Below are 25357 nucleotides of genomic sequence, written 5' to 3'. Positions count from 1 at the left end.
CAACTTGCGCTGGTCAACGGTTGTTCCCTGGGCGCATACTCCCGGTCATGGGGGAAATGAGTATGAACAAGGCGATCCATGCCGCCGTACGACGGGATCTCGATCGCTTCCTGGACGCGTTGGGGCGGTTCCCGGACGGGGACCGCGAGCGGGCCGAGCAGTTGGCGACGGCCTGGCAGAACTTCGACGAGCAGCTCACCCGGCACCACGAGGGTGAACACGACACCGCGTGGCCGGCGCTGGAGAAGGTCGGAGTGAGCCGCGACGTGCTGGCGCAGTTGGATGCCGAGCACGACGCGATGGCGCACGCACTCGCCGCGGCGCGTACGGCGATGGGCGAGCTGCGGAAGTCCGCGAGCCATGCGGATGCGGTCGCCGCCGAAATCGCGATGCGTGAGCTCCAGCGGGTCACCGTCATACACCTCGAACACGAGGAGGCGGAGATCGAGCCCGTCTACCTGGCGAAGAAGGACAGCCCCGAGATGAAGGCGATGGGCCGCGAGTTCGCCAAGGTCGGCCCGGTCCAAGGCGGCACCTTCTTCGCCTGGGCCCTCGACGGCGCCGGCCCCGAGGAGTCCGAGGCCATCACCCACACCGTCCCGAAACCAGTCCTCACCGTAATCACAGGCCTCTTCGGCCGCACCTACCGCAAATCAGTAGCCCCCGTCTGGCGCTCCTGACCCCGGCCGCACGCCGTACTTCTCCACCACAAACCGCCAGAACAGCCGCACGGCGAAGCGCTCGGCGGGGTGTTCTGTTACGCGGCCTGCTTGAGTTGGATGGCGACCTGCCAGACGCGGGAGCGGACTGTGTCGATGTCGGCGGAAGCGTCGACCTCGTGGTGGATGCCGCGGTTGGCGTAGAAGTGGATCAGTGGAGCGGTCTGCTCGTGGTAGATCTCGAAGCGGCGCCGGATGACCACTTCGGTGTCGTCGGAGCGGTGCTCGATCTCGGCGCGGCGGAGCAGCCGATGGACCAGCGACTCGACCGCAACCTGGAGGACCAGCGCCGCGTCGAGCTCACGCCCTTGCTCGTCGAGGATGTCGTCCAGTACGCCGGCCTGGGTGAGGGTGCGTGGGTAGCCGTCCAGGACGAAGCCCGCATCGGCGTCTGCCGCCGCAAGCCGGTCGCGGACCATTTCGTTCGTGACCTCGTCGGGCACGTACTCGCCCGCGTCGAGGTACCGCTTGGCCGTCCGCCCGAGCTCGGTGCCGTCCGCGATGTTGCGGCGGAACAGATCACCGGTGGAGATGACGGGCACCCCGAGATGCTCGGCCAGGTGACCGGCGTGCGTCCCCTTGCCCGCCCCCGGCGGCCCCATCAGCAAGACAGTGGTCACGGCACCCTCCTGACCCTCGGTAAGTCCCAAAGAATATGGGACCTTCCGCGACGACGGTACGGCGTACGTCACTCCGGTTCGCGGGAATATGTCACACCGCGCATAACTGTCCGGAATCAGTACTTCTCGAGCAAATCCCACGGGGACGGGCAGAACGGCCGGATCGGCACCATGGGATCCGGCCGGCCCCGCGGCACATCTGCCGCGTCGCTTTGAAAGTCGCCTGGGCAGGCTGACCGTCGCCGCAACTCACCGGATCCCAGTGCCGTCCATCGCAGAACTCCAGCTCAGAAGATCATCTCTGGGCGCAGCTCGATGATGTCGCCCGGCCCCGCGAACTTCGCCGCCAGCTCCTCGGCCCGCTCCCGTGTCGCGCAGTCCAGCACGAAGAATCCGGCCAGCTGCTCCTTCGACTCGGCGTACGGACCGTCGGTGCTCACCGGTCGTTTGCCTTCCCAACGGAATGTCCGCGTCGTCGACGGCGCGTCCAGCGCCAGCCCGCTGACCAGCTCACCGGACGCGGACAGTTCGGCGAGCATCGCGTCGAACTCCTTGCCCATCGCCTCCCGCTCGTCGGCCGGAATCGACCGCCCCACCTCGGTGAAGTCGATCGTCGGGTGACCCCACGGCTGCGGGTTGGAGTGGATCAGAACCACGTACTTCATCTTGACCTCCAGTCTGAGCCGGTACGCCGTACTGCGCCCCGGCACCGATGACGTCGGAGGCCCTCCACAGACCTCGACATTTCTCCTCGATGTATTCCAGCTCACATCCGGTCACACTCCCCCCGGCGGAATCCGTCAGCCGGTTAGACGCGAAGAGAGGAACACATCATGAGCACCATTCTGGTGACGGGCGGGACCGGGACGATCGGGCGCCACGCCGTACCGCTGCTGCAGGCCGCCGGTTGCAAGGTCCGGGTTCTGAGCCGGCACGCCCACGACCGCGGCGACGGCGTCGAGTACCTGGCGGTCGATCTGCTGAAGGGCGACGGACTGGACCAGGCCGTGGACGGCGTGGACGTCATCCTGCACCTCGCCGGTGGGCCGAAGGGCGACGACATCGGCACCCGCAACCTGGTCAAGGCGGCCGAGCAGGCCGGCGTCGGGCACCTGGTCCACATCTCGGTGACCGCCGTCGACCAGCTGCCGCTGACGTATTTCAAGTCGAAGCTCGGCGCCGAGCAGGCCGTCCTGCAGTCGTCGGTGCCGTCGTCCGTACTGCGGGTCGCCCAGCTGCACGACTTCGCCTGGAACACAGCCCGGATGATGACGAAGCTGCCGGTCCTGCCGATGCCGGGCGGCGTCCGGTTCCAGCCGGTCGACGGCCGGGACGTGGCCCAGCGCCTCGTCGAGCTCGCACTCGGTGAGCCGCAGGGCCTCGTCCCGGACCTGGTCGGGCCGAAGGTTTACAGCCTGTCAGAGCTCGCTCACGACTATCTGCGGGCCACCGGCAAGCACCGGTTGTCACTCCCGGTCCGGGTGCCCGGCAAGGCCGGCAAGGTGTATCGAGCCGGCGCCAACCTCACCCTGACCGGCGCTGACATCGGGACTCACACTTGGGAAGACTTCGTCGCCGCACAGGTGTAAGGCTCCAGCAGTTCTTCCAGGTCCGGCGTACGCCGCCGCGCGATCCCGGCGAGGAAGTCCGCCACCTGCACCCGCGGATCGTGCTTGGAATCGACCTGGGTGAACGAGTGCAACGGTGGCGGCTCCGCCTGCTCGGCCAGGAAGGCTCCCAGCCTCGCCACCCGGCCAGGGGTCAGCGCACTCTGCTCGTCGTGCACCACGGCGACCGATCGATGGCCGGCGCTCCAGTACAGGACGGTCTCGGCGAGCGCCGGCACCAGCGGCTCGAGTGGTGGCGGGATCTCCGGATCCTCGTCGATCAGCCGCTGCATCACCTTCTCGACCCGGGCCCGGGTCACCGCACGCAACGCAGGTACGTCGGCGGGCATCGTCGCGAAGAACCGGTCCACAGCGTCGTGGTCCATCAGTCGCACGCGCTTGGTCCGGGCCAGCTCCACGAACGCCGCGAGGAACCCGGTCCGCTCCCTCAGCGCAGCCACGGTCCCGGAATGATCCGTCCCGAGGCTCGTGCCGGCGCCGTACGACGGCTCCTCGGTGAACAGCTCGACGACCCGCGCCGCGACGTACGAGGTCTTGTCGATGACGTGGACGTGGGCATGCCCGCGGAGCGTGGTGAGCAGCCACTCGAGTGCGGGCCGCTGCTCGGGTCGTAGTAGCTGGTTGGACTTGTACTCCGTGCGCTGGCGCAGGCGGGTTCGCAGTACTGCGATGATGCCGGCGGCCGCGGGTACGTCGAGATCGACGCTCCCATGGGTGATGACGGGTGAGGCGGGGTCGAGCAGGTTGGTTCCGGAGAACCCCGACTCGTCGCACGCGACCTCGAACTGGGTACTCATACGCAAGCTCCAAGGCTGAAGGACTGCACGCTTCGGGGCCCGTCCGCGGGACGGGCGTGATCAGGTCGCGCGCCAGGCTTCATCGGGCGCGATGCGATCAGTGAGCGGCAGCAGCCTTGGCAGACATGCGACCCATCATGGTCCGGCCGACAGCCGGACACCAGTGAATTCCTAGTGTCCCGTGAGCGATGTGGCTTGAGCGATAGCGGCGTTCAGGTGCGTGCATCGGGGTGCTTGGTCAGTGGCCTCGATGCGGAGCATCGTGGGCGCTGGGCAAGTGCCGCGAGGTGCGTGCCTGGGCGCCGATAGCGCCAAGCCACATCGTTCACGGGACACTAAGGCTTGCGACCGAGGGCGACCAGGAGGAGCTGGCCCGCGCCGGTGGAGCTGAGCGTCTGTTCGTCTTGCGGCCACCACGCGGTCAGGTCGACGAGCCCGGGCTTGACCAGCTCGAGCCCACCGAGGAGCTCCGCCGTCTCGGCCCTGGTGCGGAACCGGATCTGCGGGAAGGCGTCCTGCAGCTTCTCCTCGATCGCGGTCGAGAACTCCGCGAGCCGGCCACCGTCGCGCGGGTTGAGCGGATTGGTGAGCGCCAGATAGGACCCGGACGGCACGGCGGCCAGGTAATCCGCGATGACCTGGACAGCCTTGGGGCTCGGGACGTTGTGCAGGACCAGCCCGAGCAGGATCCCGACCGGTCGGGTGAGGTCGAGCCCCGCGGTCACGTCCGGATGATTGAGTACGGCGGCCGGGTCGGTCAGGTCGACGCCGGCGAAGAAGCTGCGCTTGTCGTCGGCGAGCAGGGCCTGACCGTGCGAGATCGCAGTCAGGTCGTTGTCGACGTACACGACCTTCGCGGCGGCGTTCGCGCGCTGGGCGACCTCGTGCGTGTTGAGCGCGGTCGGCAGGCCGGCGCCGAGGTCGAGGAACTGGTCGATCCCGCCATCGGTCGTCATCCGGCCGACCGCCTCGGCCAGCCAGCGCCGGTTCTGTCTGGTCAGTTCGGGCAGCTCGGGCGCGATCTTCAGCAACTCCTGGACGAAGCGCCGGTCGACCTCGAAGTTGTTCTTGCCGCCGAGCAGCAGGTCGTAGACCCGCGCCTGAGACGCGCGGTCGAGGTCGATCAGGTCCAACTGCCCATAGTCCGCCATGACCTGCTCCACCTCCGTTCCGTCATCCGAAAACCGGGATTGCCGGAAGGCTATCCAGCAAATGGGCCGAGCGCTGCACCGGGGCTTGGTTGTGGAACCTCCGGGTATGGCTGTCCCGCCCCACGGGAGATCCGCGCGACCCATGCGGTAAGCGCTTGCCAGCCTCCTCCACGCCCTCCACACTGAGCGACTACCGTCCCAACCTCCCAGGAGGAACCATGCCCCCGAACCTGCACCGCCGCACGTTCCTGATCGGCGGCCTAGGTCTCACCGCGGCAACTGTCGCCAGACCCGCGAGCGCCACGACCACCCGAGCACGAGCCGTCCTGGCCCGCACGCTGGACGAGCTCCGCAAGGCCATCGCGGCCTCCAAGCCGGGCGCCGAGATCGTGCTGGCCAACGGCACGTACGCCGTACCCGGTGATGAGACCATCGCCATCAGCGCGAAGCACGGGACCGCGGCCGCGCCCATCACCGTCCGCGCGGAGTCGGTCGGCGGCGTGACGCTGACCGGGAACAACGGGTTCGTGCTCGCGGGTTCGTCGTACGTCGTGATCGACGGGTTCACGCTTCGGCAGCAGACCACATTCGAAGTGCCGACGACGTGTCAGCACATCCGGATCAGCCGGAACGACATCCAGCTCGGCGATATCGAGGGCTCGCACTGGGTGATGGTGCGCGCTGACGCGACCGTTGTCGAGCGCAACCACTTCCACGGGAAATCCAAGCTCGGCGTGTTCCTCGGCGTCGAGGGCCCCGGCTCGGACGGCATGGCCCGCAGCGTGCAGATCGTCCGGAACTACTTCTCCGACCACACGTACGCCGGTGACAACGGTGGCGAGCCGATCCGGCTCGGACTCAGCGGCCGGTCGTTGAGCGACGCCGGAGCGATCGTCGAGGAGAACCTGTTCGAGCGCTGCAATGGCGACCCGGAGGCGATCTCGGTCAAGTCGACCGGCAACACCATCCGGCACAACACGATCCGCGACAGCCTCGGCGGGATCGTGCTCCGGCACGGCAACAGGTCCCGCGTCGACGCGAACTTCGTCCTTACCGGAAGCAACGGAATCCGCATCTACGGAAACGACCACCTGATCGTGAACAACTACGTCGAACGGATCGCCGGCTCCGGGATCGTGCTCGGCAGCGGCAGTGTCCGCGACCACAAGCCCGAGGACTCCCCCGAGAGCCGACGCGGCAACGACGCACCTGATCGGGTCACCATCGCGCTGAACACCGTCCAATCGTGTGGCACAGCGATCAGTGGCGAATCGCAGCGTCCCTTGCCGCCGCTCGGCTGCTCGATCACCGACAACCTCCTCGTCGGCGACGCAGGCACGCAGCTGGTCTCGATGCCCTACCTGGACGGGATCGCGTTCGCTGGCAACCTCTGCTGGGGCGCCGCGTCCGACGGCACCGTCCCCGCGGGCGGATCGGCCCGCAAGGATCCGAAGCTCGCGGCCGGCAGCGACGGCGTACGTCGACTCACGGCCGGCAGCCCGGCGATCGACGTGGCCACCAAGACGTACCCGACCGTCACTCGCGACCTCGACGACCACCCGCGCACGGGCACGGCTGACGTCGGCGCCGACGAGTACAGCAAGGCGACACCGCACAACCGTCCGCTGAAACCCGCAGACGTCGGCCCCGCGTCGCGATGAGTTTTCTCCGGCTCGTTCGTCTCAACACCTACCAACGAACGAGCAGGAGGAAATATGGCGAAGGTCTTGTACTCGGTGACGATGTCGGTCGACGGCTTCATCACGGGGCCGGATGGTGACATGCAGTGGATGCGGCCGTACCTCGGGCCCAATCCGGAGGTCGACGAGCTGATCCCGCGGATCGGATCGATCCTCGTCGGCCGCCGGTCCCACGACGGGGACGATCCGTTCAAAGGTGAGTCCGGCGAGGGTCAGGCGTTCGGCGGCGGGTGGAGCGGGCCGTTGTACGTCGTCACGCACCGCCCGCCGACGGATGCGGAGCCCGATGTCACGTACGTCGACGACTTCACCAAGGCACTCGCCCAGGCGAAGGAGGCGGCCGGCGACAAGTACGTGAACGTGATCGGCGCCAACATCGCCAAACAGTGCATCGAGGCCGGCGAACTGAACGAGGTCCTGCTCCTGTTCGCGCCGACGATGCTGGGCGATGGCACGCGCCTGTTCGACTACCCGGGCGGCCGCACGGTCCGGCTCGAACGCATGAGCGTCACCGAGACCGCAATGGCCACCAGCCTGTGGTTCAAGGTGGTCTAGAAGTCCGCAGCGGTCGGCTGCATCACCGCGCGGATCTCTACGGAGCGGCCCGCGGCTCGCGCGTCTGGTAGCAGGCGCGCGAGCTCGACCGCTCGTTCACGGCTCTCCACATCGACGACGTAGTACCCGTCGATCCGCGTCGGCCGGCAGTCGGGGAGCCGGACGGACAGCTGCGGATCGGCCAGCAGTTCGCCGCCGACCAGCTCACCGGCGTCGTGCGCAACTCGCTCGAACTCGTCACGCTGCAGGCCTGGTTCACCGTCACCCTGCAGGATCAGTAGAAACTTCATCGGCGCGCTCCTCTCGGTAATAGGACGGAGCCGAGCGCGCGGTTTTGACATGATGGCCCGATGTTCGTGCGTACCGAACGGCTGACCTTGCGCCGCTTCACGCCAGCGGACGCCGAGCGGTTCGCGGCGTACCGCTCGGATCCTGACGTCGCCCGCTACCAGGGGTGGGACGCGCCGGTGCCGCTCACCGAAGCCGCAGAGTCGGTCGAACGGTTCGGGCAGGCCGATCCGGAAGCGCCAGGCTGGTTCCAGTACGCCGTCGATCTGGACGGCGTACTGATCGGGGACCTCGGTGTGAACCTGCACAAGAACCTGATGCAGGCCGATCTCGGGTTCACGTTCGCAGCGGAGTACCAAGGGAAGGGGTACGCGTCCGAGGCTGTGCGCGGACTGCTCGAGTACCTCTTCGTCGAGCGGGAGCTGCACCGGGTCTCCGCGGAGGCCGACGCGCGCAACACTGCATCGGCGCGGTTGCTCGAGCGGGTCGGGTTCACCCGGGAAGGCCTGCGGCTGTCCAACACCTGGATGAAGGGTGAGTGGACCGACGACCTGCTGTTCGGTTACCTGCGCGACGACTACCTCAACCGATCGCGGCCCAGGCCCGCGCCGTCAACCTGATCGAGCCGTCCGCCTCGATCGGCAACCGCTCCTTCACGCCCTCACGCATCGCGTCCTGATCCGCCGGGTCCAGACTGCGCAGGTACACCGGCGCGACACCCGTCCCGCCGAGGAACGGCGTCCAGTAGTCGTCGAACGACGTGAACACGGTCGGTACGTCGATCGCGCGCGTCCGCACGTCGGCGAACCCCGCCTCGCGGAACAGGCCTTCCAGACCTTCCGCCGTACAGAAAGGAAAGCGGACGCCCTCGTCGTGTTCACGGTCCTGTGGGCGCAACGCGAGCATCGTGTCGAAGAAGTAGCGCATCACCTGCATGCCTTCGGCGTAGTCCCAGACGTAGACCGCGACCGTCGATCCGATCTCGCGCATCCGGCGCAGGGCCTCGACCCGCTCCGGGACGAAGTTGAGCACGAGGCCGGAGACCACCACGTCGAACGGGCCGTCGGGCAGCTCGGCCGCCGATCGTACGTCGAAGCTCGCGCGCTCGTCGTGGATCGACTGCCGGGCGTAGTCGATGAAGCCGTTCGACGGGTCGACCCCGAGCACGGCCGCTGGATCCGCCGTGCGCAGGACCGTGCTCGTCAGCGCACCCGTGCCGCAGCCGACGTCGAGCCAGCGCAACGCCGCCGGCTGCTCGAGCCACTCGATGAACTCCGTCGCGACGAGCCGGCTCCAGCGGCCGACGTACGACTCGTAGACTCCCCCGCTCGACCACTCAGTCACTTGGGCAGGATAGACGGGAGCGAAACGCCCGTCAGGCCCTCGGCAACCTTCCAGAGGCGAGCGCTGGTCTCGGCGTCGAGAGCGGCCTTCGGCTGCTTGGCCACGGCGGTGGGACCGACGAGACCGAAGATGCCCGAAGGACCGTAGTAGCCGCCGGCCTCGGCAGCAGGGTCGGCGGCCGCGAACAGGAGCGGCTCGGCGCCCACCTCGACGTCCTGCTTCGGGAGCGGGTTGAAGCGCATGCCGACCCGGTTGAGAAGCGACGGCCGCTCCCGGCCCAGCGCGGCGCCGGCGCTCTGCAGGTTGGTGCGGGTGTAGCCGGGATGCGCGGCGACACTGAGCAAGCCCCAACCGCGATCGGCGGAGAGCCTGGCCAGCTGGTTGCTCATCATCAGGTCGGCGAGCTTCGACTGTGAGTACGCCGCGGTCCGCCGGTATCGGTGGTCCCACTGCAGGTCGTCGAAGTGGATGCGGCCGAAGTTCGCTGCACCGCTGGCCATGGTCGCGATCCGAGGCGCGGGCGCTGCCAGAACGAGTGGCAGCAGCCGCACGGTGAGCGCGAACGGACCGAGGAAGTTCGATCCGAACTGCAGCTCGAAGCCGTCCTTGGTGGCGAACCGGGTCGGCGGAACCATCACGCCGGCGTTGTTCACCAGCACGTCGACATGCGACTCGTCGGCGGTGAGCTTCTCGGCGAACTCCTGGATCGAGGCCAGGTCCGCGAGGTCGATCCGTCGCACCTCGAGCTGGGCATCCGGGTGCGCGGCGAGGATCTCGGCCTTCGCAGCCTCGCCCTTGGCCGGAGTCCGGACCGCCATCACCACCCGCGCACCCGCGGCGGCGAGCCGCTTGGTGGCCTCCTTGCCGGTGCCGCTGTTGGCGCCGGTGACGACAACGAGCTTGCCGGTCTGATCGGGAACGTCGTACATGATCCACACTCCGTAAAAGACTGATGGTCTGTTATGGCCATGACGTTATCAGACCGCTGGTCCGATAACAACAGACCGATGGTCTGTAGAATGTGGGTGTGAAGACATTCCAGCGGGCCCGGAGCGACGAGCAGCGGGCCGAGCGGCGGCGCGCGATCCTGGCGACGGCCGCCACGATGCTGACCGAGATGCCGGTCGCGGACGTCAGCCTGAACGAGTTGAGCCGCCGCGTCGGCCTGGCCAAGTCCAACGTGCTGAACTACTTCGACTCCCGCGAGGCCGTTCTGCTGGAGCTGTCGAGCAGCGAGCTCGCGGCCTGGGTGAAGGATCTGGATGCCACGGTCGGCGACGCGCTCCCCGAGCTGTCGATCGACGATCGGGCAGAGCAGTTGATCAGCGCCATCGTTGGCACGCTGGCGGAGCGGCCGGTGCTCTGCGACCTGTTCAGTGCGCAGGCGGCGGTCCTGGAGCGCAACATCACGACCGAGACAGCGCTGGCGTTCAAGCGCGCGGCCGCCGCGTCGTACGAAGACATGATCACGGCGGTCGTCGGCGTACTGCCGGAGTTGGGCCGGGACGGGGCCGGCCGGTTCATCGCGACCGCAAGCCTGCTCGCGGGCGCGATCTGGTCCCACTCACATCCTGTCCCGGCCATCCTCGCCGCCTACGAGGCCGACCCGTCCCTCGAGGCCATCCGGCTGCAGTTCGAGCCGGCCCTGACCGATTCCCTCCGCACCCTGCTGTACGGCGCCCTCCCCCGCGCCACGAAGTGACGACCGGAACCGCGTCCACGTGGACGCGGCGCCGGTCGTCGATCATGCCTGCCGGCGCGAGCCGGTCGGGCCCGTGGTCAGGGCAGGTAGTAGTTCGGGTTCGGGAGCTTGAAGGTGCGGTCCGCGAAGCCGCCCTTGAGGTCGGAGAACTGGTCGCCGAAGTTCGCGACGATGTCGTAGCCGAGCGACTCGATGTGCGCGCGCGTCGCGGACTTGTAGTGGATCGTCGTGCACGAACCGTTCGGGTCGGCCGCGCAGGCCTTCTTCAGGTAGTCCGGGTAGTCGGCGACGGCCGGCTTGGTGAACAGGCCGTCCTCACCGTTGCGCAGCGTCGTCGGGTCCGGGAAGCCGGCGTCGACGCCGATGCCGTCCGCGGTGAGGTTGCCCAGCGTGGCCTTCTCCTGCGCGGCGCCACGGCCGGTCAGGAAGAAGATCGCGTATCCCTCCCGCGCGGCCGTCTTCACCAGGTCGACCATGCCCGGAACGGCCGGGAACCGCTGGTTCAGCACGTAGTCCGCGTTGGTCGTCGGGTTGAACGCCCAGTTGCTGAAGATCTCGTAGTTCCAGGTCGCCAGCGAGGTGTCGTCGACGTCGAGCAGGATCGCCTTGGTCTCGCGGGTGTGGTGCGGCGCCGAGATCCAGCGCGTGCCCGCCGCAGCCACCGAGCGGGCTTCCTTGGCGTAGTTGCTGGTGTCCGCGAACGTGCCGCTGCCGAGCGGATCGCCGTAGTAGTTGCGCAACTGCTGCCGCAGTACGTCGATGTTCGTGACCTGCTTCTCGCTGCGCGGGGTCGACGTCTGGATGGCCGGCTGCGGGTTCGCGGCGCCGGCCGAGTACGCGACCCCGCCGACGACCGATGTCATCGCGACTGCTGCGACGCTGGTCAGAACCATCCGGCGGGACGGCCGGCGCCAGGAACGGAATGCCATGGTGACCTCTTCGGAGTACGGGAATGCTTGCGAAAGCAAACTAACCCCGGTCCGGCCCGGTTGACCGCGCAACAGCCCGAAGTGCAGGGGAATCCTGCGTCTGTTCAGACGGACTTCACGTAACGGTGGCATGGCACGGGTATGGTTCCGCCTTCCACTGCGGCCGGGTAGTCGAACGCGCCGCCGTCGGCCCAGCCATTGCGCTCGTAGAACCGGCGGGCCCGCCCGTTCCCGGTCGCCACGGCAAGCCAGGCTTCCCCGTGTCCGTTGGCTTTCACCTGCCGTTCGGCTTCGGTGAGTAGCGCCCCGGCTACTCCCGATCCGCGGTGATCACGCGCCACGTACACCTGCTCGACCTCGTCCCCTACCACCATCACGAACCCCGCGACCTCGTCCCCGACCAACGCGACGGTGGTGTCGGCAACCCGTTGCGCAGCACGCGTTCCGAACGACTCCTCGGTCCGGACCGCGACCAGTTCATCCGGCACGTGCCCGAGATGCCCGTCCCGCCAGCCGTCGTACCAGATCGACGCCACACCATCGGAGTCCCCAGCAACAGCAGGCCGCACGGTCACAGTCATGCGGCCAGCGTAAACACCAGCGAGGCGCCTGCCATGCCAAGGAAGAACACGGCGAGGAAGAACTGCGCGGTGTAGTCCGTAGCGCGCACGTGCGTGTACAAAGCGCAGACGAAGAACAGGACGAGCCCTATCGCGGCGGCGAGGATCAGCCCGGGAAGCTGGACCAGCAGCCCGACGAGCAACCCGGCCGCCCCAGCTGTCTTGAGCGTGCCGATCGGGAACGTCAGCCAGGACTCGGGTACCCCCGCCTTCACCATGCCGGGCAGGATCGCCTGCCAGTGCAGCAAGGCGGCAATCCCGGAAAAGGCGTTGATGGCAACGGTCACCGCGACCACGACCACAGCGGCGGTGGTCATCGGACCTCCACGTGTGCGAGCTTGTCCGGGTTGGTGATCGCGTAGATGGCGGTCACCTGGTCGCCCTCGACCTCGAGCACGATGACCGCGAACGGAGTGTCACCGGTCAGCAGTAGCGCCGACGGGTCGCCGTTCACAGTCCGGTACTGAACGTCGAGCGACGGAACCGGCCGGCGCACGCGGTCGCCGATGATCAGCGGGGCGATCCGATCCCGGCCCAGGATCGGCTGCAGGCCGGCGGCCCGAGCCTTGCCGCCACCGTCCGCCCAGAGCGTGACGTCCGGTGCGAGGACCTCCATCAGCGCGGTGAGATCCGCTCCGACGATCGCGTCGACGAACCGCTGCGTGACCTCGAGCTGTACCTGCGGATCAGCGGCGAACCTCGGTCGACGCGCCTGGACGTGCTCCCGCGCCCGATGGGCAAGCTGCCGTACGGCGGCCGGCGTACGACCGATGATGTCGGCGATCTCGGCCAGCTGGTACCCGAACACCTCGTGCAGCACGAAGACCGCCCGCTCCAGCGGCGACAGGGTCTCGAGGACGACGAGAACCGCAAGCGACACCGCCTCGCTCCGCTCCACCGGATCGATCGGTGTCACCACCGGCTCCGGCAGCCACGGCCCGACATACTCCTCCTTGCGCCGGTTGATCGCGGTACGGCGAGCGAGCGCCGCGTTGACCGCGATCCGGACGAGGTATGCGCGCGGATGGTCCACGCCCGAGCGCCGCGACCAGGCCAGCCAGGTCTCCTGCAGCACGTCCTCGGTGTCCGCGACGCTGCCCAGGATGTTGTAGACGATCGAGAACAACAATTCCCGATGCCGGAGGAACACCTCGGTGGAACTCAGCTCATTCATACCTTCTTCGAGTGTTCACGAAGCGGAAGTGTGACACCACCCGGATCTGAATCCCGCGCAAGCTATGGTGTCCGGCGTTCCGCACTGTCGAGGGACGGAGAACCGTGGCGGCTCTGGAGCTGGGTTCCGATCAGCACTCGTGGGCGTGGTCGATCGTCGAGGCCGTCGGTCAGGTCGCCGATCGTGATGTGCGCTGGAACGGCCTGGTCGTCGTCCGCGACGACGGATTCATCCCGAGCCCCGACGCGGGCGTGAGCGGCCTGCATGCGCTCAAGAGTCCGCTGTTCCTGCCTGCGCGTCATGCGGACACGGTCGCCGAGGCCTACGAGCAGAAGTCGGCCACCGGCAAGCTCGCTCCTGCCAAGGCGCAGGAACGATGGGCGGCCCTGGGCGAGGCGACCGGTCAGATGACGTCCCAGGTCGTCGGGTTGACCGCTCCGTTGCCGGACCTGACCGATTCCAAGGCCTATCCGGAAGCCGCGTTCAACGCCGGGCTGAGCGACGTATGGACCACGCCCGCGCGGCTGGCAGCCGTGTGGCAGCTGTCCGAGTCGGCGGAGCTGATGCTGTTCGACGACGTGCCCGAGCCGGTCTTCTCGTACGCCGGCACGGAGCCGGCCGCGTCCGCGGCACGCGATGTCATCGCCGAGATCACCCGGCTGCAGGGGCGCGAGGCGACCGCGTCCGACTTCTCGGTGATCTCCGACGAACTCATCCGGCTGCCCCCGGACCGCCGCTGGGACGCGGTGATCGAGATGGCCGGCGCCGTCCACGGGATCCGCTCGGATGTGTCCCGCTACCGGCTCGCCGAGGATCTCCGCAACAACTTCCTCGCCGCGGTCGAGCAGGGCAATCCCGGCAGCGGCACGCCCGCCTCGGCGGTCGCCCGCGCAGTACGGGCAACCACGGCCGAACCCGTCACCCGCACGGCCGTGGACGCCCGGCTCGCCATGCTGACCAATGATGCAGCCCTGTCACCGGCAGGCGATGCCCTGTCGTCTACTTCGGGTCGTACGCCAGGTTCGGACGGAGCCAGCGCTCAACCTCTTCGACCGGGAGACCACGGCGTACGGCGTAATCCTCGATCTGGTCGCGACCGAGGCGGCCGACACTGAAGTAGCGGGAGGCCGGGTTCGCGAAGATCAAGCCGCTGACCGCCGCGGCCGGCGTCATCGCGAACGACTCCGTCAGCCCGAGGCCGAGCTTGTCCGCCTCGAGCAGCTCGAACAGTTCCTTCTTCTCGGTGTGGTCCGGGCTCGCCGGGTACCCGAGTGCCGGCCGGATCCCGCGGAACCGCTCCGCGTGCAGATCTTCCAGCACCGGCTGTACGTCGGGCTCGAACCACGCCTTCCGCGCCTCCAGGTGGATCCACTCGGCGAACGCTTCGGCCAGCCGGTCGGCCAGCGCCTTCACCATGATCGCCCGGTAGTCGTCGTTCTTCTCCTCGTACGACTTCGCCAGATCCTCCGCGCCGTGGATCGCGACGCCGAACCCGCCGAGGTGGTCACCGGCCGGCGCGACGTAGTCCGCCAGGCAGCGGTTGTGCCGCCCGGCGGGCTTCTCGGTCTGCTGCCGCAGCATCGGGAACGACCGGTCGAGACCGTCGAGGATGATGTCGTCGCCCTCGCTGTGGGCCGGCCAGAACCCGTACACACCCTCGGCCCGGAAGGACCCGTCGGCGATGATCTCGTCCAGCAGCGTGTTCGCGTCGTCGAACAGCTCGCACGCGACGGGATTGTCCAGGATCGCCGGGTACTTGCCCTTCACTTCCCAGGCCAGGAAGAGGAACTGCCAGTCGATCATCGCGCGCAGCGTCTCCAGCGACGGCGTCTCCCGGCGCAGGCCGGTGAACGCCGGGACCGGCAGTTCGCCGTACTCGACGGGCTCCTTGTTCGCCCGCGCGTCGGCCAGGGTCAGCAGCGGGCTGCGCTGCTTGTTCGCGTGCTGCTCACGGAGCCGCTCCTGCTCAAGACTGTTGCGCTTGGCAAGCTCTTCGGCCCGCTCCTCGTCGAGCAGATCCGACACCACGCCGACCACCCGCGACGCGTCCAGCACATGCACAGTGGTCTTGTCGTACGCCGGGGCGATCCTGACCGCGGTGTGCTGCTTCGACGTGGTCGCCCCGCCGATCAGCAACGGCAGCTTCAGCCCGCGCCGCTGCATCTCGTTGGCGACGGCAACCATCTCGTCGAGCGACGGCGTGATCAGCCCGGACAGCCCGACCGCGTCGGCGCCCTCGGCAACGGCCGTGTCCAGGATCTTTGCCGCCGGCACCATCACGCCGAGGTCGATCACCTCGTAGTTGTTGCAGCCGAGCACCACGCCGACGATGTTCTTGCCGATGTCGTGGACGTCGCCCTTCACGGTCGCCAGGACGACCTTGCCCTGGTCACGGACCATCTCCGCGCGACCCTCGAGCCGGGCCTGCTCCTTCTCCGCCTCCATGAACGGCTCCAGGTAGGCGACCGAACGCTTCATCACCCGCGCGCTCTTCACCACCTGCGGCAGGAACATCTTGCCGGCCCCGAACAGGTCGCCGACGATCTTCATGCCGTCCATCAGCGGACCCTCGATCACCTCGAGCGGACGCGGCAACTGCTTGCGCGCTTCCTCGGTGTCCGCCTCGATGTAGTCGACGATGCCGTGGACCAGCGCGTGCGACAGCCGCTCCTGCACGGTGCCCTCGCGCCAGGTCAGGTCGACCTCGCGCTTGGTGCCCTTGCCCTTCACGTTCTCGGCGAAGGCGACCAGGCGGTCGGTGGCGTCGTCACGCCGGTCGAAGATCACGTCCTCGACCAGTTCGAGCAGGTCCTTCGGGATGTCTTCGTAGACGGCCAACTGGCCGGCGTTGACGATTCCCATGTCCAGCCCGGCCTTGCCCGCGTGGTACAGGAAGGCCGAGTGCATCGCTTCGCGGACGATGTCGTTACCGCGGAACGAGAACGAGAGGTTCGAGATGCCGCCGCTGATGTGCACGCCCGGACAGCGTTGCTTGATCAGCGGCAGCGCGTCGATGAAGTTCTTCGCGTAGCTGTTGTGCTCGGACATACCGGTCGCGACGGCCAGCACGTTCGGGTCGAAGATGATGTCCTCGGCCGGGAAGCCGATCCCGGTGAGCAGGTCGTACGCGCGACCACAGATCGCGACCTTGCGCTCGACCGTGTCAGCCTGCCCCTGTTCGTCGAAGGCCATCACCACGGCGCCGGCGCCGTAGTCCATGATCTTCCGGGCGCGCTCGAGGAACTCCTCCTCGCCTTCCTTCAGGCTGATCGAGTTGACCACGCCCTTGCCCTGCACGCATTTCAGCCCGGCCTCGAGGACCGTCCACTTCGAGCTGTCGATCATGATCGGGATCCGGGCCACCTCGGGCTCGGTCGCGATCAGGTTCAGGAACGTGGTCATCGCCTGCTCGCTGTCGAGCAGGTCGGCGTCCATGTTCACGTCCAGCAGGTTCGCGCCGCCGCGCACCTGCTCGAGCGCCACGTCGACCGCGGCCTGGTGGTCGTCGCCCTCGATCAGCCGGCGGAAACGCGCCGACCCGGTGACGTTGGTCCGCTCGCCGATCATCACGAACCCGGTGTCGGCGCTGATCTTGAACGGCTCGAGCCCGGAGAACCTGGTGGTGTGATCGGCCGGTACGACGGGCCGCGGCTGCACGTCCCGCACTGCGGCCGCGATCTGCTTGATGTGGGCCGGCGTCGTACCGCAGCAGCCGCCGACGAGGTTCACCAGCCCGGACTGCGCGAACTCCTCGAGCATGCCCGCGGTCTCCTCGGGCTGCTCGTCGTACCCGCCGAAGGCGTTCGGGAGGCCGGCGTTCGGGTGCGAGGCGACGTAGGTGTCGGCGAACCGGGCGAGGTCCGCGACGTGCGGGCGCATCTCCGCGGCACCGAGCGAACAGTTCACGCCGACGACGAGCGGCTTGGCGTGCTCGACCGAGCTCCAGAACGCCTCGACGGTCTGACCCGACAGCGTGCGGCCGCTGAGGTCGACGATCGTCACCGAGATCCACAGCGGCAGGTGCGGCGCGACCTCGCGGGCCGCGGCGACGGCGGCCTTCGCGTTCAGCGTGTCGAAGATCGTCTCGATCAGCAGCAGGTCGACGCCGCCCTCGGCGAGCGCGGCGATCTGCTCGGCGTACGTCGCCTTGACCTGCTCGAAGGTCACCGCGCGGTACGCCGGGTCCTCGACCCGCGGGCTCAGCGACAGCGTGACGTTGAGCGGGCCGATCGAACCGGCCACGAACCGCGGGCTCCCGGGGGTGGCGAACTCGTCGGCCGCCTGCCGGGCGAGGCGGGCGCCGGCCAGGTTCATCTCGCGCACGTACTGCTGCAGGCCGTAGTCGGCCTGGCCGATGCTCGACGCGGTGAACGTGTTCGTGGTGGTGATGTCGGCGCCGGCCGCCAGGTACTGCCGGTGGACGTCGAGGATCACGTCCGGCCGGGTCAGGTTGACCAGGTCCGGGTCGCCCGTGACGTCGTGGGTCGCGTCGTTGTAGCGCTCGGGCTGGAAGTCCGCGGGCTGGAGCTTGGCGTTCTGCAGCATCGTGCCCCAGGCACCGTCGAGCACGACGATCCGCTGATCCAGCAGCTCGCGCAACGCGGTTTCACTCATCTGCCGTCCCCTCCAGAAGCGATCTCCGGAGGCGCCCTTGCAGTGTCTGCACTCAGGTCGAGCGTGGCGGACCATCGGCCCGTTGCAGCGCCTCTCGGCCTGGACGGCCCATCGTAGCGGCGGCACAGCCCGCAACCAGCACCTCAGATCACATTCTAAGACGGTGTCTCAAGGCGTGATCAGGGCTTGGAGGCCCGGCGCGTAGAGGGCGGCCACCCGGTCGAGGTCGGCGGCAGCGATCGGACCGTCCAGGTCGATCGCCATCGCGGCACCGAGACCCAGCAGCTGGCCGGTGATCAGCGCGGCCCGCAGGTCGACGTCCGGACCGGTCAGGCGGGCGGCGAACGCGCGGGTGACCTGGTCGCGGAAATGCTCGCGGATCTGGGCGCGCTCGTCACCCTTGCCCGCCGCGAACACCACCCGGACGAGCAGGTCCTGGTCGTTCTGCCGGCGGTACTCCACGAGGGTCCGGACGGCGTGCTCGCCGAGCCGCTCGTTCGGCGCAGCGAGCAGCAGTTGGGCGGCCTCGGTGAAATCGGCAACCCGCTCGAACAGCGCTTCCTTACCGCCGAAGTGCTTGACGATCAGGGCGGCGCTGACGCCCGCGTCCGCGGCGACCCCGCGCAGCGTGACCGCGTTGTACGGCTCGCGCGCGAACGCCTTCCGCGCCGCGCGCAGGATCGCCGTCCGCCCCGGATCGGTCACGTCCGTGTCACCTCACTCGTCACATCTCCCGTCACGCCGCCCGTCGCCTCGTACGCCGGCTCGCGACGACGTACCGGGATCAGCAAAACCAGCCCCGCCGCCGCCACGGCCGCCAGACCGGCGATCACGAAAACGATCCGGTACGCCGAGAGCGCGGGCGCGACCCGGCCGGCGCTCGCGATCGTCACGTTCGCCAGCACGGTCGCGACGATCGTGCTGCAGATCGCCTGCCCGACCGTGCGCATCAGCGTGTTGAGGCCGTTCGCGGCAGCCGTTTCGGTCACCGGCACAGCATGCATGATCAGCGCCGGAAGCGCCGAGTACGCAACGGCGGTGCCGGCAGAAACGACCGTCGCACCGATGACGATCCCCGGCACGTTGCTGCTGGTGAACAGCCGGACGACGTACCCCGCGGCCATCAGCACCGACGCGATCCCGAGCGTGAACCGCGGGCCGCGCGCGTTGGAGATCCGGGCGGACAAGGGCGACAGCAACACCATCGCCACGCCACCCGGCAGCAGACACAGGCCGCTGACCACGATGGATTCGCCCAGCCCGTAGCCGGTCCACGTCGGCTCCTGCACGAGCTGCGCGGTCGACAGCGAATTGGCGTAGAACGCGAACCCGATCAGCAGCGCGCCCAGGTTGGTGAAGAGCACGGCGGGACGCGCAGAGACGCGGAGGTCGACGAGCGGGCTCCTTGTCCGCAGCTCGTACCAGCCCCACATCGGGATCAGCAGCACGGTGACGGCGTACAGGATGACGAGGGTCGACGTACTCCAGGCAGTGGTCTTCGAGACTGCGAGGAGGAAGCAGACGAGGAACGCACTGAGGCCGAGAGCGCCGACGATGTCGAAGCGACCGCTGGTCCGGACCGCCGATTCGGGGACGATCAGCAGCACCAGGACTATGTCGAGCAGGCCGAGGCCGAGGTTGATCCAGAACATCGCATGCCAGTTCGCGTACTCGACCACCAGCGTCGCGGCCGGGATGCCGAACGCCGCGCCGATGCCCAGCGTCGAGCTCATGATCGCGATGGACGGGATCACCCGGCGCGGGGGCAGCTCGTCGCGCAGGATGCTGATGCCGAGCGGGACCACCGCGACCGCGGCGCCCTGGAACGCGCGGCCGACGATCAGCACGGTCAGGTTCGCGCTGATTGCACAGAGCAACGAGCCGATGACCATCGAGGACAGTGCGATCAGCAGCACGCGGCGCTTGCCGTACATGTCGCCGGCGCGGCCGAGCAGCGGGGTGAACACGGCACCGGTCAGCAGCGTGACGGTGATCAGCCAGCTCACGTCCGACGCGGGGCTGTGGGTGATCCCCGGGAGCTCGGGCAGGAGCGGTACGACGATGGTCTGGCTGATCGAGACCAGCACACCGCAGAACGCGAGCGCGGCCAGAATCAGGCGTGGGTGAGCGGCAGGGCGGACGGTCACGCGGAGTCCTCACAGGGGTGAACAGTTGTTTACTCAGGAATAGTAAACGCTTGTTCACCGCGATCGGAAGTGGACCGGCGAACTGCCCGCCGATTGGACCAGCTCGCCGGGGGCGGCGTTGCCTAGGTTGGTTGGATGAGGATTTTCATCGCCGGTGCGACCGGCGTTATCGGCCGTCGCCTGGTACCGCTGCTGGTTGCCGACGGCCACGAGGTGACCGCGTTGTCGCGGCGATCACAGGTGGCCGGCGTGACGACGGTGCGGGGCGACGTGTACGACGCCGCCGCGCTCCGCGAGGTGGTTGCTGCCGCCCGGCCGGATGTGGTCATGCACCAGCTGACCGACCTCACGTCGCGCGACTTCGCCGCGAACGGCCGGATCCGGCGTGAGGGCACCCGCAACCTGGTCGACGCTGCGCTCGCTGCCGGCGTCCGACGGGTGATCTCGCAGAGCGTCGCGTGGGCGTACGAACCGGGCGAGACGCCTGCCGACGAGTCCACGCCGCTCGATCTGCACGCCGACGACGAGAACCGCCGCGGGATGGTCGAGGCGGTCGCCACCCTCGAGTCGGTCACCGCCGAGGCTCCCGAGTGGGTCGTACTGCGCTACGGCATGCTCTACGGCCCCGACACCTGGTACACCAAGGGCGCCCTGATGGCCGACCTGGCCAGGTCCGGTCAACTCCCCGCCACCGCCGACGTCACCAGCTTTCTCCATGTCCAGGACGCAGCGTCAGCCGCCGCAGCCGCCCTGACCTGGCCCTCCGGCCTGGTCAACGTCGTCGACGACGAGCCGGCTCCCGCCACCACTTGGCTCCCTGCCTTCGCACAATCAGTCGGTGCCCCCGCCCCGTCAGACCCCCAGCCCACTTCGCGCACCCCTTGGGCTCGTGGTGCCACCAACACCTACGCGCACAGCCTCAGGTGGTCACCCGCATATCCCACCTGGCGCACCGGCTTCCTGGCCTGACGCCCTCCCGCCCGGACCCTCGCCGGCGAACCCGGACAAAAGAGATCGGGCCCGGACGCTCTGAGGGGGAGGAGAGCGTCGGGGCCCGATCGGTCGGTCCGCCGGCAGCGGGGGGTAGCGCTGGAGTTAGCGGACCGGGCCTGTGATCAGTTCGATGGTGGCCTTGTGGGTCTGGCCGGACTGGTCGACCCAGCCGACCTCGACCTTGTCGCCGGGGTGCTGCTTGTTGAGCAGCTCCGACAGGGTGTCGGGCGAGTCGACGGTGTGACCGGCGAAGGAGGTGATCACGTCACCGGCCTCGATGCCCGCCTCGTCCGCGTGACCGTCCGCGACGACGTCGCCGACGACCGCGCCGGTGATGCCCTGGCTCGTCACGACCGAGACTCCGAGCATCGGCGAGGCGCCGATGTGCACGACGTCCGACGACTTGCCGTTCTCGATCTGCTGCGCGATGTCGAGCGCCTGGTTGATCGGGATCGCGTACCCCTGGGCAGTCGTCCCCGACCCGTCGCCGGAACCGCCCTGCCCGTTCCCGAACCCGTTCCCCGACCCGTCACCAGAACCGTCGCCGGAACCATCGCCCGAGCCGTTCTGCGAACCGGGTCCGTTGCCCGGCCCGTCGCCGAAGCCGTTACCGCCGAACGGGTCGCCGAAGCCGTTCCCGTTCCCGGATCCGTCGCCGAAGCCGTTGCCGTTCCCGGATCCGTCGCCGAACCCGGTGCCGTCCCCGGCCGCCGCCAGCGTCGCCGCGGCGCTCGCGCCGGAGGTGACCGCCGTCTGACCCGGGCGGCCGTGGCCGCCGTTGTTCCCGTTGCCGCCGGCGACGTCCACGCCGACGACCTCGCCGTTCGCGTCCACCAGCGGGCCGCCGGAGTCGCCGGCCTGGATGTTCGCGTCGGTCTCGATCAGGTTGGTGAGGTTCTCCGGGTCCTGCCCGTTCTCGTCGGTCGCGGTGATCGCCTGGTTCAGTCCGGTCACCTTCCCGGCCGCGAAGCTCGGCGTACCGCCGACGCCGCCCGCGTTCCCGACGCCGACCACCTGGTCGCCCAGCTTCACCTGGTCGGAGTTGCCGGTCTTCGCGGTCTGCAGCCCGGACGCGTCCTTCAGCTTCAGCACGGCGATGTCGTGCTGCTCGTCGTACCCGACGACGCTCGCGCCGTACGTCTTCCCGTTGCCGATGTCGGTCACGGTGATCGACGTCGCGCCCTCGACCACGTGGTGGTTGGTGAGCACCTCACCGTCGGCGGTGAGCACGATCCCGGTGCCGGCAGCCCGTGCGTTCTGGAACCCGAGCACGGTGTTCACGTCGACCAGGCCCGGCGACACCTTGGCCGCGACGGACGAGGCGTCGAACGCCTTCTGCGACAGCTGCGAGCTGTTCGCGGCCGAGTGCTGGTCGATGCCCCAGGCAACCGATCCCGCGACGACCATGGCGGCCAGCCCGAGCGCCCCGGCTCCCAGCAACCGGCGGCCACGCTTCTTCGGCGGCTTCGGCGGGAACGGGTACTGCGGGTTGTACTGCGGACCCTGCTGGTACGGCGACCCCTGCTGGTACTGCGGGTTGGTCGGGTACGGCCCGTTCTGGGGGTACTGCGGGTACCCGCCGTGCGCCGGCGGCCAACCGCCGTACTGCCCACCGTCGTGCGGTCCAGTTCCAGCGCTTTCGTTCATTTTCCCGTGCCCTCCTCAGCCAGTTCCCTCTGCCTACGAGTAGAGCGCGCCAGACTGAGAACTCCATCGGGCCAGCCAATGAATCAGCTGAGAATCTTCTCCACGGCCGTCACCACGGCCCGCCGCCGCACCGTCGCGCTCGGTAGGTCGGCGCCGTACTCCGGGTTCATCGACGACCAGCTCGTCGCGATGGCCTGGATCAGCGAGAGCAGGGTGACCGCGGTGAACTGCCGTGTGACGACCCGCCGCCGCATCCCCCGCTGCAGCTCGTCCAGCCGGCTGTGGTTGACCGCGACGATCGCCTCCAAGGGCTCACCGTCAGGCCGCTCGAGCCGGTACCAGGTCGAGAGCCGCAGCCGGTCCGGATGCGCCTCGAAGTAGTCGAACACCCGCCCCGCGTACGCCGGGAGGTCGTCGGCGTCGAACCCCACCTCGTCGAGGTACCGGTCCACGGAGGCGCTGAACGCCGCGTCGAACAGCCCGTCCTTGTTGCCGAAGTACGCGTAGAGCATGGCCTTGTTGCATCCGGCCACCTCGGCGATCCGGTCGACCCGCGCGCCGGCGATCCCGCGCGCGGCGAACTCCTCGATGGCGGCGGCCAGGATGCGCGCCTTGGTCCGGTCGGCGTTGCGTTGCTGCATACGACCAGGCTAACCAACTGGTCAGTTGATTTCGACCAACTGGTTGGTTAGCGTGGAATTAAACAACCAACCAGTTAGTTAGGACTGGACATGATGAGCAGAATTTGGATGATCACCGGCAGCTCCCGCGGGCTGGGCCGCGCCCTCACCGAGGCCGTGCTGGCCGCCGGCGACCGGGTCGTCGCCACCGCACGCAAACCCGAGCAGCTCGACGACCTGGTCGCGAAGTACGGCGAGCAGATCCGCGCCGTCGCCCTCGACGTCACCGACGCCGCGGCCGCACGCGCCGCCGTCCAGACCGCTCTGGACACGTTCGGCGGGCTGGACGTGGTCGCGAACAACGCGGGCTACGCGAACAGCGCCTCGATCGAGGAGACCCCCGACGACGACTTCCGGGCGCAGATCGAGACCAACCTGTTCGGCGTCGTCAACGTGACGAAGGCGGCGCTGCCGGTGTTCCGCGAGCAGAAGAGCGGGCACTTCCTGCAGTTCTCGTCGGTCGGCGGGCGGGTCGGCGGGACCCCCGGCATGGGCGCCTACCAGACCGCGAAGTTCGGGGTCGAAGGCTTCTCCGAGGTGCTCAGCAACGAGGTCCGGCCGTTCGGCGTGAAGGTGACGATCGTCGAGCCGGGCGCCTTCCGCACCGACTGGGGCGGCTCGTCGATGCAGCTCGCGGACGTGCACCCGGACTACGACGCCACCGTCGGCCAGATGAACCGCTACCGCCTGGAGACCGACGGCAAGCAGCCCGGCGACCCGGCGAAGGCTGCCGAGGCGATCCTGCAGGTCACGAACCTCGACAACCCACCCCTCCGGCTCCTCCTCGGCAAGGACGCCCTCACCCACGCCGACCGCGCATCCACCTCCCGCGCCGAGGAAGCCGCCGCCTGGGCCCACCTGACTACGTCGACCGACTATTCAGCGGAGTGAGCCGAAGAACTCGCGGACGTCGTCGATCAGGATCTCCGGCTCCTCCAGTGCGGCGAAGTGACCGCCGTGGTCGACGTCGGTCCAGCGGGTGATGTTGTTGTCCCGCTCGGCGTACCGGCGGATCGGCACGTCGTGGGCGAACGCGAGCACGGCGGTCGGCACCCCGGAGTTCTCCAGCTTGGTCCCCCACGCCTCCTGCTGCGCGTATCCGACGTACGCGGCCGAGCCGGCGGTGCCGGTGAGCCAGTAGATCATCACGTTCGTGAGCAGCCGGTCCCTGCCGATGATTGCGTCCGGCAAGGTTTCGGCGGGCCACGTCCAGGCCATGAACTTGTCCATGATCCAGGCCAGCTGCCCGACCGGCGAGTCGACGAGTCCGTACGCCAGCGTCTGCGGCCGGGTGGACTGGATCGAGATGTAGCCGAACTCCTTCTGCAGGAAGCCGCCGATCCGCGCGATCCGGTCCTGCTCGAGCGGCGTCAGCGTCTTCAGCTCCTCCTCCGGCAGCGGGAACGGTGGCAGCGAGGGCCCGCCGTTCGTGTGTACGCCGACGACCCGGTCGCGAGCCGCACGCGCGACCGCCGGCGAGACGGCGCCACCGATGTCACCACCTTGTACGCCGTACCGCTCGTAGCCGAGCTCCTCCATCAGCAGGGCCCACACCTGCCCGACCCGCTCTCTGGACCACCCGGCGCTGGACACCGGGCCGGAGAACCCGAAGCCGGGCAGCGAAGGAATCACCAGGTGGAACGCGTCCGAAGCCTGGCCGCCATGGGCGACCGGGTCGGTCAGCGGCCCGATCAGGTCGAGGAACTCGACGATCGACCCCGGCCAGCCGTGCGTCAGGATCAGCGGCAGTGCGTCCGGCTCGGCCGACCGGACGTGCAGGAAGTGGATCTGCTGACCCTCGATCTCGGTGGTGAACTGCGGGTACGAGTTCAGCTCCTTCTCGGCCGCGCGCCAGTCGTAGGAGGTCCGCCAGTAGTCGACCAGCGAGGACAGCCAGGAGACCGGTACGCCGGTGTCCCAGCCGTCACCGGGTAGCGGTGCGGGGAGCCGGGTGCTCGCCAGTTTCGCGGCGAGGTCGTCGAGAGTGCTCTGCGGGATGTCGATCGTGAAGGGCTTGATCATGGCTAGAACTCTTCCACCTACTTAGGA

General features: G+C 68.5%; 26 protein-coding genes. 9 read left to right on the top strand and 17 right to left on the bottom strand.

Going from position 1 to position 25357, the window contains the following annotated elements; translation table 11 throughout:
- The first annotated feature begins 47 nt into the window (after positions 1–47).
- Positions 48–680, top strand: coding sequence for a hemerythrin domain-containing protein (locus EV653_RS30350; RefSeq protein ID WP_134107815.1), 633 nt, complete (start codon positions 48–50; stop codon positions 678–680).
- Positions 681–757: 77 nt separating this feature from the next.
- Here the strand turns inward: EV653_RS30350 and EV653_RS30345 are convergent, their stop codons facing one another.
- Positions 758–1339 (bottom strand): adenylate kinase, encoded by a 582-nt coding sequence (locus EV653_RS30345; RefSeq protein ID WP_134107813.1) that lies wholly within the window; start codon positions 1337–1339, stop codon positions 758–760.
- A gap of 287 nt (positions 1340–1626) precedes the next feature.
- Positions 1627–2004, bottom strand: a complete 378-nt coding sequence (locus EV653_RS30340) for a YciI family protein (RefSeq protein WP_130440784.1) — start codon at positions 2002–2004, stop codon at positions 1627–1629.
- A 168-nt stretch (positions 2005–2172) separates the two neighbouring features.
- Here EV653_RS30340 and EV653_RS30335 point away from each other — a divergent pair, with 168 nt between their 5' ends.
- Complete coding sequence (locus tag EV653_RS30335; RefSeq protein WP_238160538.1) at positions 2173–2928, top strand: SDR family oxidoreductase; 756 nt, start codon at positions 2173–2175, stop codon at positions 2926–2928.
- Here the strand turns inward: EV653_RS30335 and EV653_RS30330 are convergent.
- Positions 2892–3764, bottom strand: coding sequence for a DUF3800 domain-containing protein (locus EV653_RS30330; RefSeq protein ID WP_134107809.1), 873 nt, complete (start codon positions 3762–3764; stop codon positions 2892–2894). The genes EV653_RS30335 and EV653_RS30330 overlap by 37 nt on opposite strands.
- Positions 3765–4099: 335 nt before the next feature.
- Positions 4100–4915 carry an SAM-dependent methyltransferase gene (locus EV653_RS30325; RefSeq protein WP_134107807.1) on the bottom strand — a complete coding sequence of 272 codons (816 nt, stop codon included), beginning with the start codon at positions 4913–4915 and terminating at the stop codon, positions 4100–4102.
- Between the two features lie 218 nt (positions 4916–5133).
- On the opposite strand from EV653_RS30325, the gene EV653_RS30320 reads away from it, so the two are divergent.
- Positions 5134–6576, top strand: coding sequence for a polysaccharide lyase 6 family protein (locus EV653_RS30320; RefSeq protein ID WP_134107805.1), 1443 nt, complete (start codon positions 5134–5136; stop codon positions 6574–6576).
- Between the two features lie 54 nt (positions 6577–6630).
- Positions 6631–7170 (top strand): dihydrofolate reductase family protein, encoded by a 540-nt coding sequence (locus EV653_RS30315; RefSeq protein WP_134107803.1) that lies wholly within the window; start codon positions 6631–6633, stop codon positions 7168–7170.
- Here EV653_RS30315 and EV653_RS30310 read toward each other — a convergent pair.
- Positions 7167–7460: a YciI family protein gene (locus tag EV653_RS30310; protein WP_134107801.1), complete on the bottom strand. Its 294-nt coding sequence runs from the start codon at positions 7458–7460 to the stop codon at positions 7167–7169. The genes EV653_RS30315 and EV653_RS30310 overlap by 4 nt on opposite strands.
- 60 nt (positions 7461–7520) lie before the next feature.
- On the opposite strand from EV653_RS30310, the gene EV653_RS30305 reads away from it, so the two are divergent.
- Positions 7521–8078: a GNAT family N-acetyltransferase gene (locus tag EV653_RS30305; RefSeq protein WP_134107800.1), complete on the top strand. Its 558-nt coding sequence runs from the start codon at positions 7521–7523 to the stop codon at positions 8076–8078.
- Here the strand turns inward: EV653_RS30305 and EV653_RS30300 are convergent.
- Both EV653_RS30300 and EV653_RS30295 read right to left on the bottom strand, forming a co-directional pair.
- The gene (locus EV653_RS30300; protein ID WP_134107798.1) at positions 8041–8802 is read right to left on the bottom strand and encodes a class I SAM-dependent methyltransferase; all 762 of its coding nucleotides are present in this window, start codon (positions 8800–8802) and stop codon (positions 8041–8043) included. The two genes, EV653_RS30305 and EV653_RS30300, sit on opposite strands and share 38 nt — an antisense overlap.
- Entirely contained in the window at positions 8799–9731 is a 933-nt protein-coding gene (locus EV653_RS30295) for an SDR family oxidoreductase (protein ID WP_134107796.1), read from the bottom strand. Before EV653_RS30295 ends, EV653_RS30300 begins: the two co-directional genes overlap by 4 nt.
- A gap of 98 nt (positions 9732–9829) precedes the next feature.
- On the opposite strand from EV653_RS30295, the gene EV653_RS30290 reads away from it, so the two are divergent.
- A complete protein-coding gene (locus EV653_RS30290) occupies positions 9830–10504 on the top strand; it encodes a TetR/AcrR family transcriptional regulator (RefSeq protein ID WP_134107794.1) in 675 nt (224 codons plus the stop codon).
- A gap of 77 nt (positions 10505–10581) precedes the next feature.
- Here the strand turns inward: EV653_RS30290 and EV653_RS30285 are convergent, their stop codons facing one another.
- From EV653_RS30285 to sigJ, 4 genes are all read right to left on the bottom strand, one after another.
- Positions 10582–11433 (bottom strand): HAD family acid phosphatase, encoded by an 852-nt coding sequence (locus EV653_RS30285; RefSeq protein ID WP_134107792.1) that lies wholly within the window; start codon positions 11431–11433, stop codon positions 10582–10584.
- Between the two features lie 104 nt (positions 11434–11537).
- Positions 11538–12014 carry a GNAT family N-acetyltransferase gene (locus tag EV653_RS30280; RefSeq protein ID WP_134107790.1) on the bottom strand — a complete coding sequence of 159 codons (477 nt, stop codon included), beginning with the start codon at positions 12012–12014 and terminating at the stop codon, positions 11538–11540.
- A complete protein-coding gene (locus EV653_RS30275; protein ID WP_134107788.1) occupies positions 12011–12370 on the bottom strand; it encodes a DoxX family protein in 360 nt (119 codons plus the stop codon). Before EV653_RS30275 ends, EV653_RS30280 begins: the two co-directional genes overlap by 4 nt.
- Positions 12367–13227, bottom strand: coding sequence for an RNA polymerase sigma factor SigJ (gene sigJ, locus EV653_RS30270; protein ID WP_134107786.1), 861 nt, complete (start codon positions 13225–13227; stop codon positions 12367–12369). The genes EV653_RS30275 and sigJ overlap by 4 nt, the downstream gene beginning before the upstream one ends.
- A gap of 104 nt (positions 13228–13331) precedes the next feature.
- On the opposite strand from sigJ, the gene EV653_RS30265 reads away from it, so the two are divergent.
- Positions 13332–14342: a hypothetical protein gene (locus EV653_RS30265; protein WP_134107784.1), complete on the top strand. Its 1011-nt coding sequence runs from the start codon at positions 13332–13334 to the stop codon at positions 14340–14342.
- Here the strand turns inward: EV653_RS30265 and metH are convergent.
- The 3 genes from metH to EV653_RS30250 all read right to left on the bottom strand — a co-directional run bounded on the left by metH (position 14227) and on the right by EV653_RS30250 (position 19988).
- Complete coding sequence (gene metH / locus EV653_RS30260; protein WP_134107782.1) at positions 14227–17841, bottom strand: methionine synthase; 3615 nt, start codon at positions 17839–17841, stop codon at positions 14227–14229. The two genes, EV653_RS30265 and metH, sit on opposite strands and share 116 nt — an antisense overlap.
- A 168-nt stretch (positions 17842–18009) precedes the next feature.
- Positions 18010–18546: a TetR/AcrR family transcriptional regulator gene (locus EV653_RS30255; protein ID WP_134107780.1), complete on the bottom strand. Its 537-nt coding sequence runs from the start codon at positions 18544–18546 to the stop codon at positions 18010–18012.
- On the bottom strand, positions 18543–19988 hold the full coding sequence (locus EV653_RS30250; RefSeq protein WP_134107778.1) for an MFS transporter: 1446 nt from the start codon (positions 19986–19988) through the stop codon (positions 18543–18545). Before EV653_RS30250 ends, EV653_RS30255 begins: the two co-directional genes overlap by 4 nt.
- A 135-nt stretch (positions 19989–20123) precedes the next feature.
- On the opposite strand from EV653_RS30250, the gene EV653_RS30245 reads away from it, so the two are divergent.
- Positions 20124–20957: an NAD-dependent epimerase/dehydratase family protein gene (locus EV653_RS30245; RefSeq protein WP_134107776.1), complete on the top strand. Its 834-nt coding sequence runs from the start codon at positions 20124–20126 to the stop codon at positions 20955–20957.
- A gap of 126 nt (positions 20958–21083) precedes the next feature.
- Here the strand turns inward: EV653_RS30245 and EV653_RS30240 are convergent, their stop codons facing one another.
- Both EV653_RS30240 and EV653_RS30235 read right to left on the bottom strand, forming a co-directional pair.
- Positions 21084–22628, bottom strand: coding sequence for a S1C family serine protease (locus tag EV653_RS30240; RefSeq protein WP_202871897.1), 1545 nt, complete (start codon positions 22626–22628; stop codon positions 21084–21086).
- Between the two features lie 83 nt (positions 22629–22711).
- Positions 22712–23269 carry a TetR family transcriptional regulator gene (locus EV653_RS30235; RefSeq protein WP_134107774.1) on the bottom strand — a complete coding sequence of 186 codons (558 nt, stop codon included), beginning with the start codon at positions 23267–23269 and terminating at the stop codon, positions 22712–22714.
- A 90-nt stretch (positions 23270–23359) separates the two neighbouring features.
- On the opposite strand from EV653_RS30235, the gene EV653_RS30230 reads away from it, so the two are divergent.
- Positions 23360–24199: an oxidoreductase gene (locus EV653_RS30230; RefSeq protein WP_202871896.1), complete on the top strand. Its 840-nt coding sequence runs from the start codon at positions 23360–23362 to the stop codon at positions 24197–24199.
- Here the strand turns inward: EV653_RS30230 and EV653_RS30225 are convergent.
- Positions 24188–25330, bottom strand: a complete 1143-nt coding sequence (locus tag EV653_RS30225) for an epoxide hydrolase family protein (RefSeq protein WP_134107772.1) — start codon at positions 25328–25330, stop codon at positions 24188–24190. The two genes, EV653_RS30230 and EV653_RS30225, sit on opposite strands and share 12 nt — an antisense overlap.
- Positions 25331–25357: the final 27 nt, after the last annotated feature.

The organism is Kribbella pratensis (assembly GCF_004365355.1).
GTDB lineage: Bacteria > Actinomycetota > Actinomycetes > Propionibacteriales > Kribbellaceae > Kribbella.
This window is presented reverse-complemented; position numbering and strand designations above follow the sequence as displayed.

What these genes read in the sequence shown, in the direction of transcription:
- EV653_RS30235 (WP_134107774.1), bottom strand. Translation starts at nt 23,269, where the DNA reads ATGCAGCAACGCAACGCCGACCGGACCAAGGCGCGCATCCTGGCCGCC.
- EV653_RS30230 (WP_202871896.1), top strand. Translation starts at nt 23,360, where the DNA reads ATGATGAGCAGAATTTGGATGATCACCGGCAGCTCCCGCGGGCTGGGC.
- EV653_RS30275 (WP_134107788.1), bottom strand. Translation starts at nt 12,370, where the DNA reads ATGACCACCGCCGCTGTGGTCGTGGTCGCGGTGACCGTTGCCATCAAC.
- EV653_RS30325 (WP_134107807.1), bottom strand. Translation starts at nt 4,915, where the DNA reads ATGGCGGACTATGGGCAGTTGGACCTGATCGACCTCGACCGCGCGTCT.
- EV653_RS30285 (WP_134107792.1), bottom strand. Translation starts at nt 11,433, where the DNA reads ATGGCATTCCGTTCCTGGCGCCGGCCGTCCCGCCGGATGGTTCTGACC.
- EV653_RS30315 (WP_134107803.1), top strand. Translation starts at nt 6,631, where the DNA reads ATGGCGAAGGTCTTGTACTCGGTGACGATGTCGGTCGACGGCTTCATC.
- EV653_RS30240 (WP_202871897.1), bottom strand. Translation starts at nt 22,628, where the DNA reads ATGAACGAAAGCGCTGGAACTGGACCGCACGACGGTGGGCAGTACGGC.
- EV653_RS30330 (WP_134107809.1), bottom strand. Translation starts at nt 3,764, where the DNA reads ATGAGTACCCAGTTCGAGGTCGCGTGCGACGAGTCGGGGTTCTCCGGA.
- EV653_RS30280 (WP_134107790.1), bottom strand. Translation starts at nt 12,014, where the DNA reads ATGACTGTGACCGTGCGGCCTGCTGTTGCTGGGGACTCCGATGGTGTG.
- EV653_RS30335 (WP_238160538.1), top strand. Translation starts at nt 2,173, where the DNA reads ATGAGCACCATTCTGGTGACGGGCGGGACCGGGACGATCGGGCGCCAC.
- metH (WP_134107782.1), bottom strand. Translation starts at nt 17,841, where the DNA reads ATGAGTGAAACCGCGTTGCGCGAGCTGCTGGATCAGCGGATCGTCGTG.
- EV653_RS30310 (WP_134107801.1), bottom strand. Translation starts at nt 7,460, where the DNA reads ATGAAGTTTCTACTGATCCTGCAGGGTGACGGTGAACCAGGCCTGCAG.
- sigJ (WP_134107786.1), bottom strand. Translation starts at nt 13,227, where the DNA reads ATGAATGAGCTGAGTTCCACCGAGGTGTTCCTCCGGCATCGGGAATTG.
- EV653_RS30350 (WP_134107815.1), top strand. Translation starts at nt 48, where the DNA reads ATGGGGGAAATGAGTATGAACAAGGCGATCCATGCCGCCGTACGACGG.
- EV653_RS30225 (WP_134107772.1), bottom strand. Translation starts at nt 25,330, where the DNA reads ATGATCAAGCCCTTCACGATCGACATCCCGCAGAGCACTCTCGACGAC.
- EV653_RS30305 (WP_134107800.1), top strand. Translation starts at nt 7,521, where the DNA reads ATGTTCGTGCGTACCGAACGGCTGACCTTGCGCCGCTTCACGCCAGCG.
- EV653_RS30320 (WP_134107805.1), top strand. Translation starts at nt 5,134, where the DNA reads ATGCCCCCGAACCTGCACCGCCGCACGTTCCTGATCGGCGGCCTAGGT.
- EV653_RS30340 (WP_130440784.1), bottom strand. Translation starts at nt 2,004, where the DNA reads ATGAAGTACGTGGTTCTGATCCACTCCAACCCGCAGCCGTGGGGTCAC.
- EV653_RS30295 (WP_134107796.1), bottom strand. Translation starts at nt 9,731, where the DNA reads ATGTACGACGTTCCCGATCAGACCGGCAAGCTCGTTGTCGTCACCGGC.
- EV653_RS30245 (WP_134107776.1), top strand. Translation starts at nt 20,124, where the DNA reads ATGAGGATTTTCATCGCCGGTGCGACCGGCGTTATCGGCCGTCGCCTG.